This window comes from Thalassotalea eurytherma (assembly GCF_030161415.1).
GTDB lineage: Bacteria > Pseudomonadota > Gammaproteobacteria > Enterobacterales > Alteromonadaceae > Thalassotalea_G > Thalassotalea_G eurytherma.
This window is the reverse complement of record NZ_BSSU01000006.1, coordinates 71,191-84,244: the sequence shown is the minus strand read 5'-3', so window position 1 is coordinate 84,244 and position 13,054 is coordinate 71,191. Positions and strand designations below refer to the sequence as shown.

Below are 13,054 nucleotides of genomic sequence, written 5' to 3'. Positions count from 1 at the left end.
TCATGAATAAAGATATTTTAGCAATTACTCAGCGCATTCAAGAGCGTAGTAAAAAAACTCGAGCTGCTTACTTAGAAAAGATTAAAGCAGCAAAATCTGAAGTGGTACATCGTGCAGGGTTATCGTGTGGTAACTTAGCTCATGGTTTTGCCGCTTGTGGTAAAGAAGACAAAGCAAAACTTAAAGGTTTAAACCATGCTGATGTCGCGATCGTATCGTCTTATAACGATATGCTAAGTGCTCATCAACCTTACCAAACTTATCCTGACATTATTAAGAAAGCCGTAACAGAAGTCGGCGGTGTTGCACAGTTTGCTGGTGGTGTACCTGCAATGTGTGACGGTGTGACTCAAGGCCAACCAGGTATGGATCTGAGCTTGATGAGTCGTGATGTTATTGCAATGTCTACTGCGGTTGCACTTTCACATAACATGTTCGATGGCGCATTAATGCTTGGTATTTGCGATAAGATCGTACCGGGTTTATTGATTGCAAGTATGACTTTTGGTCATCTTCCAACCGTATTTGTACCTGCTGGCCCTATGCCATCAGGTATTCCTAATAAAGAAAAAGCGCGTGTTCGTCAGCAATTTGCTAAAGGCGAAGTGGGTAAAGAAGAGCTATTAGCGGCAGAATCTGCCTCTTATCACTCTGCAGGTACTTGTACATTCTTCGGCACAGCAAACTCGAACCAATTAGTTGTAGAGATCATGGGTCTTCATTTACCTGGCGCGTCATTTGTCGCACCAAATACACAATTACGTGAAGAATTAACAAAAGCTGCAGCCCGTCAAGTTACACGTTTAACTTCTCAAGCTGGTAATTATATGCCTGTTGGTAAGATGATTGACGAACGCTCAATTGTTAATGCGATCGTGGCACTGACTGCCACTGGAGGTTCTACTAACCTAACGATGCACATTATTGCTTTTGCACGTGCAGCGGGCATCATTATCGACTTCCAAGACTTTAATGATATTTCTGACGCTGTACCGTTAATCACACGCATTTACCCGAACGGTCATGCGGACATTAACCATTTCCAACATGCTGGTGGTATGGCTCTACTATTTAAAGAGTTACTAGACGCCGGTTTATTGCATGAAGATGTAGAAACAATTTGTGGTAAAGGCCTACGTCGTTATACACAACAACCTGAGATCCAAGACGGTAAATTAGTGTGGTTAGACGGTGCTACATCATCTGGTGATGAAGAAGTTATCGCTACGGTTAATAAACCATTCAAAGCTGATGGTGGTTTAAGGGTACTTAAAGGTAATTTAGGTACGTCAGTGATTAAAACATCTTCTTTACGTCCTGGTAGCGAGATTGTAGAGGCACCTGCGGTTGTATTTGAAGATCAACACGACTTAGAAGCTGCGTTTAAAGCAGGCGAGTTAGAAAAAGACTTTGTCGCTGTTGTTCGTTATCAAGGTCCAAAATCACGCGGTATGCCAGAGCTTCACAAACTAACGCCACCTTTAGGGGTGCTTCAAGACAAAGGCTTTAAAGTAGCATTAGTTACTGATGGTCGTATGTCTGGTGCTTCAGGTAAAGTACCAGCAGCTATTCATTTATGCCCTGAAGCATTAGATGGTGGCTTAATAGCTAAAGTGCAAAATGGCGACATGATCAGACTAAACGGTGAAACGGGTGAATTATCATTACTGGTCAGCGACGAAGAACTCGCTAAACGTGATAACTCACATTGCCAAGTAAGCTTGCATCATGTTGGTATGGGCCGTGAATTATTCGGCGCTATGCGTAGAAACTTAAGCACAGCAGATACTGGCGCATGTTCACTTTTTGACGATAACTACTTAGCGGAAAACAAGTAATTATGGCTGAAAAAATTACAAACCTTGTAGCGGATATTGGCGGCACCAATATTCGTATCGGGCAGGTTATTGATAATCGCACAATTGAAAATATCGAAGTATTTCAGTGTCGTGATTTTCCTTCACTTGCTGATGTGTTCAAACACTACCTGAATAATAATGATTTGGACAAGCAACAATTAAATGTTTGTCTGGCCATTGCTTGCCCCGTTGAGCAAGACTTAGTTGTTATGACCAATATGCCATGGCAGTTTTCAAAAGCTGAGTTAAAAGCCACATTAAATTTAAAGAACCTATTGGTTATTAACGATTATACGGCGATTGCCCATGCAGTGCCTTTTTTAGATGATAGTCAAAAAGTACAGATTGGTGCAGGTGACGTTGTGCCAAATCGACCAATTTCAATTTGTGGACCAGGTACAGGTTTAGGTGTTGCCAACGTTGTGCCTAGTGAAAGCGGTTGGATAAGTTTAGGTGGTGAAGGTGGTCATGTTGACTACGCACCGATTGATGAAACAGAAATCGCTATTTTACGTTTCTTAATGAAAAAGTATGCGCATGTTTCTTATGAGCAATTACTTTCTGGTCTAGGTATTGAACAAATTTATCAAGCGCTCGCAGATCATAAAGGCATTGAAGCTACGCCATTAGCTGCCCATGAAATTTCAGCCGCGGCTATCGATGGTAGTGATGAACTGTGCCAACAATCTTTGAATCAGTTTTGTAAAATATTAGGTAGTTTTGCAGGCAATCTAGCACTTACCTTGAGTAGTTTTAGCGGTGTATACATCGCCGGTGGTATCGTGCCACGCTTTATTGAATTTTTAAAACAAAGCGAGTTTAGAACACGCTTTGAAGAAAAAGGGCGTTTAAGCCCATTCACCCAAAATATACCAACATTTGTCATCACAGAAGCACAACCAGGATTACTTGGTGCTTGTGCTTACTTGTGCCAGCAGCTTAAAGAGGATTTATGACCGTGACTAAGAATTGGCAGATTATGCCACAAGAATTATTTGCAATGGGTCCTATAGTCCCAGTGTTGGTTATTGAAAATGTTGAAGATGCATTACCAATAGCAAAAGCACTGTTAGCTGCAGACGTGAAAGTACTTGAAGTAACACTTCGCACGCCATCAGCATTACAAGTTATTGAAACCATTGCTAAGGCATTACCCGAAGCCGTTGTTGGTGCAGGCACAGTCACTAATCGTGAGTTACTGCAAAGTTCAGTAGATGCTGGCGCTAAATTCGCTATCAGCCCCGGGCTAACAAAAGACTTGTTAAAGGCGGGTAATGAAGGTGATATCGCGTTAATTCCAGGTATTTCATCTATTTCAGAATTAATGGATGGCATTGACTATGGTTACGATCATTTTAAATTCTTCCCTGCAGAAGCATCAGGTGGCGTAAAAGCAATTCAGAGCATTGGTGGTCCATTTCCCGATATCAAGTTCTGTCCAACAGGCGGTATTAATGTAAATAATGTTCAAAGCTATTTAGCTCTTAAGAACGTCGCTTGTTGCGGTGGTTCTTGGTTAGTGTCTGACGACATCATTAAAAACAAAGATTGGGATAAAATCACTCAGTTAGCTAAAGAAGCCGTTGCGTTAGCAAAGCATTAAGATCGTTATTCAATAACGGTTAATGGATTAAGGTCTATTTTATGTAGGCCTTTTTTTTAAGCATCATGTTAAAAGTGTTGTTCTTACGGCACACCCTCAATTCATATTGATGTTAATAGACAAGTTATGAAAGCTCGTATTAGGCAATAGTACTGCGAAGATAGAATGTAGTGTTGACCAATTTACCACCAACACTGCTGATGAAAGTGAATTAACACATAATTTCTATCTTCTAATATTGGTTTTGTAGTTGAGTTCCACTAAGTGGTTTAATTCAACTACAGAGCGCTTAATGCCAATGGTACTTTTTTACCTTCAGGTGTACCTCGCATAAAGCTATTCTTATTCACTAATAAAATTTCACCGTATTGGCCATTTTTAATACTACTATCTATTGCAATGACTTTGCCTTGATATCTCGTTTCAATTTGCTGTTGTGATGTATGACCCACAACTAAATGAGAGACATCAAAATGTGTTAACAGTAAATTTATTTCATCGTCGGTTGCCCCGTCATCTTTAAAGTAACCACGATACCAAATAGGACCATTGGTTTTATGCAAAAACTTACCAAAACCAGCTCTTTCACTGGCTAGTTCTGTTTTCACTAAATTGTCTTTAAAGGTTTCATTTATCTCGTTTAACGATTTATCTTTTGTTGCAATTGTAGGGTGGAAGCCACCATGTGCAAAGATCATATTGTTAATTTTTACTAATACTGGTTTACTTCTAAGCCAGCGGCCTAAAATGGTTTCATTTGAGAACAACTCATTGAAATCAACATCAAGTAACTCGCTCACGGTGTGATATTTTGGGTGTAAATAGCGGAGATCTCCATTAAGCACCATTACTTCATGGTTACCTAAAAGTAAATGTAGTTTTCCACCTGCTTGTTCTGCTTGTTGCTCTAACTTATATAGTAACCACAGTAATTCAGTTACTTTATCGCCGCGATCAAATACATCACCGGTAATGACAAAATGGCCGTTGCCGAATGCCCAATTCAAACTTTCATCAATAATGTTGTTCGCTTTTAAAATTTTTGTCGTTAATGCATATTGGCCATGAAAGTCGCTCATCGCGGCTATCTTGAAATCTCCTTTATATTCGATTATTGGTAAATCAAAATTTGTTTTGTTTATCACAGCGGCCAAGTCGCAATGCGCAATTTCTTGTGTTGCTTGATCATGTTTAAAACTACTTTTAACCACTAAATTGTTACATATCCAAGTAGCCTCGAGCGTATCTTTCCCATAATGGATATAGGGTCCATCACTGACCGTACTTTGTGTTTCGGCATTTACAGAACTGGTAAACAGTAAATTTACTACTGCTACAGTTACAGTAAGTGTTTTTAAGAACATAAGAGATATTCCTTAATAAAGGCCACGCGCAAGCGAGGCCTAACATTTAACAAATTGTAGATATTTTAAAAAAATGCACGTCCATGTGCTCATAGTCGACAGATTAATTTACAGTTTAATTTCTGCACCGATATAAATGTATCGACCAACACCACCACCATAGGCACTATCAAAGTTACCTTTACCGCCAATGATAAATTCACCACGATTATCAAACATATTATTTACACCACCAAATAAACGTAACTCAGCATCTTTGTTAAGTTCAGTGGTATAAGAAATAGATAAATTGTGTTTTAGATAAGAGCCAATATCGTTAAACTCAAGCGCTTCTGGAGCATCGATACAGGTATCTTCTCCTTGTAAACAGCGCTCATCATTTGCGGCCATATCATCAAGCCAACTTTCATAACGACTTCTACTCGCTTTAACTGCACTTTTATAACCAGTACTCCAACGAACTCTCATGCCGTCTTTGTACCAAGTTAAAGAAGCAGATGCCTTGTCTTCAAAAATATCAGATGACAAGTAGCCTTCATAATTTGTTGTTTCAGGGCCAGAAGGGGACTGAACGGTTTGAGAATATTCAATGACATGCATCCAATCTGTTTTGAATTTTAACGATCCATATACTTCAAGATCATAAACATATTCTGCGGCGATGTCGTAACCCTTAGTACGAATTTCATCAACGTTATAGTTACGCTGCATAATTTCTTCAATACTACCTTCAGTATTACGGGTAATATCATTACAGAATGTATTGCTGTCACCGTACTCTAGTGGCGAGTCGTAACAATATTCAATGATATCTTCATTATCAAAATATGAGATTGCATCTGTTATTTGAATATCATAGAAATCGACGGCAACACGCAAACCTTCTAAGAAATCAGGCGCCATTGTTAAGCCTACAGTATATGTATCAGCTGTTTCTTCTTTTAACTCTGTATTACCAACATTTGGTGAATAACCTGAGTTTTCATCAACAAATTCACCGTCAGCGGCAATGACAGCAGCAATGCTTGGCTCTAGACGACAATTGCTATGACCTGGCTCAGTTGATGTTGCTGTAACGCCGTCACAAATATCATCAAAGCTGTCGTAATCACCACGCGGCGGAGAGAGTGCTTCTGTAATCGTAGGTGCTCGTTGCGCACGAGCCCAATTAGCTCTTAATGCGTAACCTTCGATAGGTTCCCAAATTAATCCGACTTTATAACTACCAACAAGATCGATATTAGACCAAGAATAACTCGCTAATCGTGCTGAAATTTCTGCCGTTAAACTTTTAGCAAATGTTTGATCGGCTAATAGTGGGAACGCTGCTTCTCCGAAAACTTCATAGACATCAACGTCACCGGTAAATGTAGGTACATAGTTAAAGCTAACGCCACCAATTTCCGCGCCACCACCCGTTTTTACCTTTTGCTCATCACGGCGGTATTCAAAACCGAATGCTGACGCAACCGAGCCGGCTGGCATTTGAAACAAATCACCAGCGATATAACCAAGTACGTTAATTTGTTCAATGTCAGTAGTTATTGTTGGGTTTGCACGAATATAGTCTGCTGCTTCTGGCGTTATTGAACCTTCACCGAATAAATTAAGTGGTACACAGCCATCAGCTCTTGCTAATTCATCAGCACATTGAACTGTAACGCCGTCTGCCGCATATTCTGCATTTAACGCATGCTGTGCACGAAAGACGTTGATCTCATTTAAACGTTGTTGCTCTTGTTTAAACTTACCGTAACCAACGGATAAATCCCAATCCCATTCGTCGTTAAACAAAGTGCCTTGTAGTCCTGCCCAACTGCGCAAAGTTGTTCTTTCATTATCGGTTACAATATTGCCAACTTCAGCAAAGTTACGATCCCACTTTACGCCTTTACTGCTTGCATCATCTCTAATTTCTGCTGGCATATATGGGTTATCAATGGGTATTCTGCCAATACATGCTGTTCCAAAAGTGCCGTCTGAAGGCTCATAGGTTAAAACAGAGTCACATTCATCTTCACTTTCTGGCGCTTTATGGTTAATCGATTTGTTAATACTGTACTGCACTTGAAAGTAGCTATCGATTTCATCAGTTAGTTCATAATCTACCTTAATAGCACCTGTGTATGCTTCATCTGGTATTTTAAGCATGACAAATTGATTGGTGTTTATTCCATAACGTTCTTCGTGCCAGTCATTACGTAAACCATTTTCGTCGTACCAAAAACCTGCATCGGCACGCGTACTACTTTGTTCGTCAAAAACACCACCGGGTATTGAATCACTTAAACTACGCCAATCAGCTTGTGTAATATCACGCATACACTGATAGCTATCTTCAGTAAGCATTTGATTACACATGTCATCATCGTTGTAGCGCCATGCATCTTGTTGCTGTGCGCGTTTACGATCATAAAAACTTAAACCTTTTTCTTCATTATAGGTACCAGCCATAAATAAATAACCACGACCATCAGAAAACTCTGTACCGTAATCTATATCTAACGTGTACTCTTCAGCACCGCCTTCTTGGCTTTCACCCACTTTTGCTTTAAAGGAAAATCCTTCTTTATCATGTTGTGTAATAATATTAACTACACCAGCTATCGCGTCAGAGCCATAGGCAGCTGATGCACCACCCGTAATTATTTCTACTTTATCAACCATACCTGCTGGAATGGTCGATAAACTTACGTAATTACCTGAGTAACTGTTTGAAACAACACGTCGGCCATCAATTAAGGTTAATGTTCGATTGGTACCAAGACTTCTTAAATCAATTGTTGATAAACCGGTGGTAGAAACACTCGACTGAGAGTTGGTATTACTGCTACCCATTGATACTTGTGGTAATTCATTAATAAGGATTTCTGATAAAGAGCCTAAACCTGTATCTTCAATAGCATCTTTATCCATTGTCACTAATGGTGTTGCTACACTAAAGCTGTCACGTCTAAGGCGAGAACCTGTTACGGTGATTTTTTCTTCTGTTTTTTTTGCATTTTCTTTTTTATTTTCAGTTTGAATAACTGGTTTAGCTACTTTTTGTTCATTTTCTTGAGCCAAAGCATTACCAGCAAATAGTGTTGAGCTTCCTAAAATGGCTAATGTTATTAAATTCTTTTTCATGAGTTCTCCCTTGTGAGTGACATGTTTTATTCAAACAATTGAGATGTTTTGGTTTTTTTATATCTCAGTTATTGTTTTAAATACTGTCAGTGGGTAGATACAATCTGTAGAGGCTCGTTTATATATCTATTTAACATCTATTCGTTATATTTCAGGCGGTTAAGTTCGCTGTGCATTATTTGTACTTTTAAAAATAATGTCGTTTATAGTGAATATACTTAGATTAGTTATTAACAATTTAATAGAATGTCGCTACCATGTAACACCCTATAAATCTAAAAAGAGTGTGTAGTAACCCTATGAACCAATGCCCAAGTTTTTACATTGGTGAATTCGAAATTTTACCTTTAGAGTCGGCTATAATTGATGGCGACCAAAAGAAACAAACTACACAACCCAAATTTATTGAGGTTTTATGTTACTTAGCGCAAAACTATCCTCGCGTCGTGCCAAGAGAAGAGCTTATTGAACACATTTGGGACAATAACGACTACGTCGGTGAGAAAGCATTAACCAATGCAGTTTGGCACTTACGTCAGTTATTTAAAAAATATCAAGATGACGAAGTTATCGAAACAATTCGCAAAGTAGGGTATCGATTACTGATTGAACCCAAATATCAAACAGGTCATAACAGTGAATCAAACCCTAACTTTTCTTTGCCAAGCGCTCCTAGTAGATCATTTTTACAAAAATATTCATTAGCACTAACCTTGTGTTTAGTGGTGTTCATTGTTGGTTATATATGGCAACACCATGACGTTTCACATACAAAAGATAACCACGTACAGCTTTCAACGGTCACTAAAAAGCCAGGTACAGAACTATTTCCATCGCCATCACCAGACGGGCGCTTTGTAGCTTATCAATGGTCTTCAAATACTGGTGATATTAATTTATTTTTAAAAGATGTCAGCCAACCTGAGCTAACCGCCAAACAACTGACTTTTGATGATGATATTGAAGGGTATTCCGTATGGAGTAATGATGGTCAGTCATTGTTTTTTGCACGCAAAAGCAAATCTAAACAGTATTGCCATATTATTGAGCTTGCCATCTTTGAAAACAGAGAAAGAAAAATAGCCGATTGTCCTCGAAGTGGTGGCTATTACTACATTGATATCTCGCCAGATGGAGAAACTTTGGCATTTCATGGCCGTAGCAGTAATGCCACTCAAAGCGGTATATATTTCATTAGTTTAACTAAGGAAAATGCTGAGCCCATCCGTTTTTCTTGTGATAGTGATTGTAATTATAAAGAACGTGATTTCGCTTTTTCTCCTGATGGAAAATCGATAGCAGTTACGCGCAGAACCAATCGTTTTAGTGAAAACATTTTTCTTATTGATATTGAATCAAAAATCGCTAAGCAACTAACTTATGGCGAAGAAGATATTGTTGGTTTAAGTTGGCAGGCAGATGGCCAAACACTTATTTATGCAACTCAAAGAGCCGATGTAAGACAAGGTTATAAATTAAATCTTGAGCGTTTAACAACTACGCCATTAGCTATTGAAGGCTTTAGTTATCCTGCAATTGCTCGATCGGCAGGTGATATTTTCTTTCACCAACGAAAAGAAAACTATGGCATTGTTCAGTTTCGATATGACCAAAAAATTGCTCGTATGCCAACGCCTATTATTCAGTCTGAATTTAGCCACCTTTATGCTCATTACTCTAAAGCAAACGATCAATTAGTTTATGTATCAAATGAGAGTGGCTTTTATGAGCTTTGGTTAAGCGACACTAATGGTAAGCATAGAGAGAAGTTAACTCAGCTTAATCGTACAATTCGTTATCCTCGATGGTCTCATAAAGGGCATAAAATTGCCTTTTTAGCACCAACGAAAGATGAACAAAGTGAAACGCTTTTTATTTTAGACTTAGCTACTAAGCGTATAGAAAAAATATCATCGGCTTTTTCCAAATTTAATCGACCAACGTGGACACTAGACGACAATTCAATTATTTCCGCCGCTACTCATAACAATGCGACAAACCTTTATATGTTTGATCTTGCCAACGAGTCACATAAACAACTTACAACAGATAACGGCCGATTCGGTATGATGATTTCAGACAACATTATGCTTTATACCAAGCTTAAAAAAGGCTTGTGGCAAAAGAATATATTACAAGATGACGATTCTGCTATCGAAGTGATACCTGGTACGCTATTTAATACCTTATATACTTGGGATCATTTTAACAATGCAGTGTTCTTTAATCAAAAGCATCAAACCACTTATCAACTGACTCAGTTTAATTTCGCCACGAAAACGGCTACACCTTTGCTTGAATCTCCTAAACAAAACAATAGTAGTAGCGGTGTTTTATCTATTGTGCCCGCTAACAATAGTGTTATTTTGACCCTTAGCCAATACCCTCAAGCTGATATTAAAAAACTTTCGCAAAAATAAGGTTTGATGCATCAGGCTATGCTAATCGCGCTGCCGCTATATTTTTATTACAAGAAGTATCTGCTGATACGACATTTGCTCTTAAGCTTTAAGAATGTTGCTTGTTGCGGTGGTTCTTGTTTAGTGTCTGACGACATCATTAAAAACAAAGGTTGGGATAACATCACTGAGTTAGCTAGAGAAGCCGTTGCGTTAGCCAAAAGCTAATCTAATTGCCAACCGAAAATACTAGCTTCTCGCTGGTTTTTTGTATGTGTTTCTTTTCTGTTGTTAAATCAACTATAGTAGACAATCTTCTATCACAATATTCAATGCTATGTGCGGTCGTTTAAATACCTATGCGAGATCAGTCGCAAAAGCCTCTCAAGAACTTAACGTTATCAATCCTAACGAGCAAATCTATAAACGTTTTATTCGTGCTACCGATCCCGTTTCAATCATTGTAGAGGCTAATAACACACGCATCATAGACAATGCTACTTGGTGGTTATTGCTGGAAAAAGAAGATCATCAATTTAAACCATCACGCTTCACATCGTTTAATACCCGCTCAGATAAACTTAATGTGCCTAATTCAGCTGGTTATCAATCATTTAGACATCACAGGTGTTTAATTCCTGTTAAAGGATTTGGAGAGACCGAATTCGTCAATAAGAAGCCAATTCATTATGTAGACTTTACGGTTGATGAAGGTGAATACATGTGTTTAGGCGGCTTATATAGACAATGGCGCACTGGCGACAGTATTGTTACATCATGCTCTGTGATCACTTTACCACCTCACCAAAAATTGAAGCATATCCATAGTAAAGCTTCGCCATTGATCATTCCTAAAGATCGCTATGTTGATTGGTTGAATCCAGAAAATACCGATGTAACCCAATTTTCAAACCTTATGTTGCCAAATTTACCCCATGATTTATCTGCGCAAAAAATTGATAAACCATCAAGCTACCAACCTATTGGTGACGTAGAGAAAATCGCCGCCGATATTTAGGCACAAAAAAAGGGCACTTAATTAGCCCTTTATTCTTTATTTGGTCGGGATAACAAGATTCGAACCTTTATATAGGGTTAAATATTTATTTTATTATTGAGTGAGTGAGTGATTTATATAAGTATATTGCACTTAAGCTCCTTTGTAATTAAGGAATTAAAGTAAAATCAGATAAAAATCTGAAAAATACATGGCGATAATTTAAGGTGGACTTAGTCTATCATCTAATCCTCATAACAAGACCACCATAGTCCACCATTAATTATTGGTCGATATCATGTCTTATTGTTTAGGTGTGAATAAGAAGTTTTGCATTGCAGTAAATGGAAGTGGTCGGGATAGCAGGACTTGAACCTATGCGACCTCACGTCCCCCAGACGTGCGCTCTACCAGACTGAGCTATACCCCGTAAGACTATATTAAACAAGTAAAGTTTTACTTTCAAGAGACTGTATCGTCAATTGACTGAAAAACAATCAAAACCAGAAGGTTATGTAATATAGAGTGTTTACTATACTGCTAAAAATGACGCCGTATATAGAGAGGTGCTAGGAATGCAACCATAACCATAAGTAGTAGTTACAGTGTAACTGTTTCACTACTACTAAGATTTCAAAAAAGACAAGAACTCATCTAACTCTTGCTTGTCTTGTTTAGTGATATAATTGCGAGCTTCAACGGGCGTCTTAAACGACTTATCTGCTGCTAACTTGATAGCAACTTCTGGCGAGTGGCCGTTTTGTACATACCTGAATTCATCTAGTTTCAATGTTACGTGTGACGCTTTATCAGCAAGCTTATATAATCTATCTTTAGTCAGAACTTTATCATCGTACTGCGCTACTATTCGACTACTCAAGAACCAGTTACCTTGCTCAAAACGTTGGAGATTGTCGCATTGTATTGTGCCATAGAGGAACGAAACGCCGTTATTCTCTTCATCAAATAAGTCGCATACAAATATAATTATTGCTTCTCTTATTATTCCTGAAACTTCCATTTTTTTTGCTCCGAAACACTGTGTTTATTAACAGTATTTTAGCAATGTTTTCTATTTTGTCACGCTACAAAATGATAATGCTTTAGCGTGCTATTCTAACTCTTGCTTCGCTATAAGCGTTTTTAATTTCTTTATTGCTTCTACTTTATTTGCGTATTGAGTTTTCTTTAATGTGCTTTCTGCTGCTATATTCATTGAGCTATAGATGACCCTCACACCAACTGACGCACCAAGCGATGGACCATGACGGGAAGGGATAATTTCAAACTTTAAATCTTCGTCTTTCATAAAAACTTACTCTAGCAATGTTTTCTATTTTGTTACGCTACAAATTCATTTCTAAGTCGTCAGTAAAAGAAAAGAAACAATTCGCTGGGAGGGATTTTTAGTCAAATGTGTAAGTTTCTAATAAGTCTGAATTTTTCTCTTCTTTAGCTATTAGCGCTTGTTTAACAAAATCATATGTTAAATCTGAGTTGTCTTCCATTGTCTTGCCTATTTTGCACCAGTGCTCTATTTGCTCAGAAGCTGTTCTATTTAGAGCTTTAGCGATAATGTTCGCATCATCAATCAAGCTTTGATCTAACTTTATACTTGAAGTTGTCATAACACTCTCTTGTATACATAATTAACATTAGTTCATTATGACTTATACAATTCGATTATGCTAAAAGACAATACT

Annotated in this window: 10 protein-coding genes and 1 tRNA gene; 5 read left to right on the top strand and 6 right to left on the bottom strand. The window is 38.2% G+C overall.

What is annotated here, in order from left to right; all coding sequences use genetic code 11:
* The first annotated feature begins 2 nt into the window (after positions 1-2).
* From edd to QQK02_RS06700, 3 genes are read left to right on the top strand one after another with little or no spacing between them, the layout of a single operon-like run.
* Complete coding sequence (gene edd, locus QQK02_RS06710; protein WP_284207216.1) at positions 3-1,838, top strand: phosphogluconate dehydratase; 1,836 nt, start codon at positions 3-5, stop codon at positions 1,836-1,838.
* Positions 1,839-1,840: 2 nt separating this feature from the next.
* Positions 1,841-2,815: a glucokinase gene (locus QQK02_RS06705; RefSeq protein ID WP_284207215.1), complete on the top strand. Its 975-nt coding sequence runs from the start codon at positions 1,841-1,843 to the stop codon at positions 2,813-2,815.
* A 2-nt stretch (positions 2,816-2,817) separates the two neighbouring features.
* Positions 2,818-3,462 (top strand): bifunctional 4-hydroxy-2-oxoglutarate aldolase/2-dehydro-3-deoxy-phosphogluconate aldolase, encoded by a 645-nt coding sequence (locus QQK02_RS06700; protein ID WP_284207350.1) that lies wholly within the window; start codon positions 2,818-2,820, stop codon positions 3,460-3,462.
* Positions 3,463-3,740: 278 nt separating this feature from the next.
* On the opposite strand, the gene QQK02_RS06695 is transcribed toward QQK02_RS06700, so the two are convergent.
* A complete protein-coding gene (locus QQK02_RS06695; RefSeq protein ID WP_284207214.1) occupies positions 3,741-4,826 on the bottom strand; it encodes a metallophosphoesterase in 1,086 nt (361 codons plus the stop codon).
* A 108-nt stretch (positions 4,827-4,934) separates the two neighbouring features.
* Entirely contained in the window at positions 4,935-7,955 is a 3,021-nt protein-coding gene (locus QQK02_RS06690) for a TonB-dependent receptor domain-containing protein (RefSeq protein WP_284207213.1), read from the bottom strand.
* Positions 7,956-8,254: 299 nt separating this feature from the next.
* Between QQK02_RS06690 and QQK02_RS06685 the strand changes: the two genes are divergently transcribed.
* Positions 8,255-10,375 (top strand): winged helix-turn-helix domain-containing protein, encoded by a 2,121-nt coding sequence (locus QQK02_RS06685; RefSeq protein WP_284207212.1) that lies wholly within the window; start codon positions 8,255-8,257, stop codon positions 10,373-10,375.
* Between the two features lie 316 nt (positions 10,376-10,691).
* Positions 10,692-11,372 carry an SOS response-associated peptidase family protein gene (locus QQK02_RS06680; RefSeq protein ID WP_284207211.1) on the top strand — a complete coding sequence of 227 codons (681 nt, stop codon included), beginning with the start codon at positions 10,692-10,694 and terminating at the stop codon, positions 11,370-11,372.
* Between the two features lie 330 nt (positions 11,373-11,702).
* Here QQK02_RS06680 and QQK02_RS06675 read toward each other — a convergent pair.
* The 4 genes from QQK02_RS06675 to QQK02_RS06660 all read right to left on the bottom strand — a co-directional run bounded on the left by QQK02_RS06675 (position 11,703) and on the right by QQK02_RS06660 (position 12,979).
* Positions 11,703-11,781 (bottom strand) — tRNA-Pro (locus QQK02_RS06675).
* Positions 11,782-11,976: 195 nt separating this feature from the next.
* Entirely contained in the window at positions 11,977-12,372 is a 396-nt protein-coding gene (locus QQK02_RS06670) for a hypothetical protein (protein WP_284207210.1), read from the bottom strand.
* 90 nt (positions 12,373-12,462) lie between these two features.
* On the bottom strand, positions 12,463-12,660 hold the full coding sequence (locus QQK02_RS06665; protein ID WP_284207209.1) for a hypothetical protein: 198 nt from the start codon (positions 12,658-12,660) through the stop codon (positions 12,463-12,465).
* Between the two features lie 97 nt (positions 12,661-12,757).
* Positions 12,758-12,979 (bottom strand): TA system antitoxin ParD family protein, encoded by a 222-nt coding sequence (locus tag QQK02_RS06660; protein WP_284207208.1) that lies wholly within the window; start codon positions 12,977-12,979, stop codon positions 12,758-12,760.
* Between the last annotated feature and the right edge of the window lie 75 nt (positions 12,980-13,054).

Excerpts from the sequence above, each read along its gene's own strand:
- QQK02_RS06695 (WP_284207214.1), bottom strand. The coding sequence starts at position 4,826 with ATGTTCTTAAAAACACTTACTGTAACTGTAGCAGTAGTAAATTTACTG.
- QQK02_RS06705 (WP_284207215.1), top strand. The coding sequence starts at position 1,841 with ATGGCTGAAAAAATTACAAACCTTGTAGCGGATATTGGCGGCACCAAT.
- QQK02_RS06665 (WP_284207209.1), bottom strand. The coding sequence starts at position 12,660 with ATGAAAGACGAAGATTTAAAGTTTGAAATTATCCCTTCCCGTCATGGT.
- QQK02_RS06685 (WP_284207212.1), top strand. The coding sequence starts at position 8,255 with ATGAACCAATGCCCAAGTTTTTACATTGGTGAATTCGAAATTTTACCT.
- QQK02_RS06690 (WP_284207213.1), bottom strand. The coding sequence starts at position 7,955 with ATGAAAAAGAATTTAATAACATTAGCCATTTTAGGAAGCTCAACACTA.
- QQK02_RS06660 (WP_284207208.1), bottom strand. The coding sequence starts at position 12,979 with ATGACAACTTCAAGTATAAAGTTAGATCAAAGCTTGATTGATGATGCG.
- QQK02_RS06670 (WP_284207210.1), bottom strand. The coding sequence starts at position 12,372 with ATGGAAGTTTCAGGAATAATAAGAGAAGCAATAATTATATTTGTATGC.
- QQK02_RS06680 (WP_284207211.1), top strand. The coding sequence starts at position 10,692 with ATGTGCGGTCGTTTAAATACCTATGCGAGATCAGTCGCAAAAGCCTCT.
- edd (WP_284207216.1), top strand. The coding sequence starts at position 3 with ATGAATAAAGATATTTTAGCAATTACTCAGCGCATTCAAGAGCGTAGT.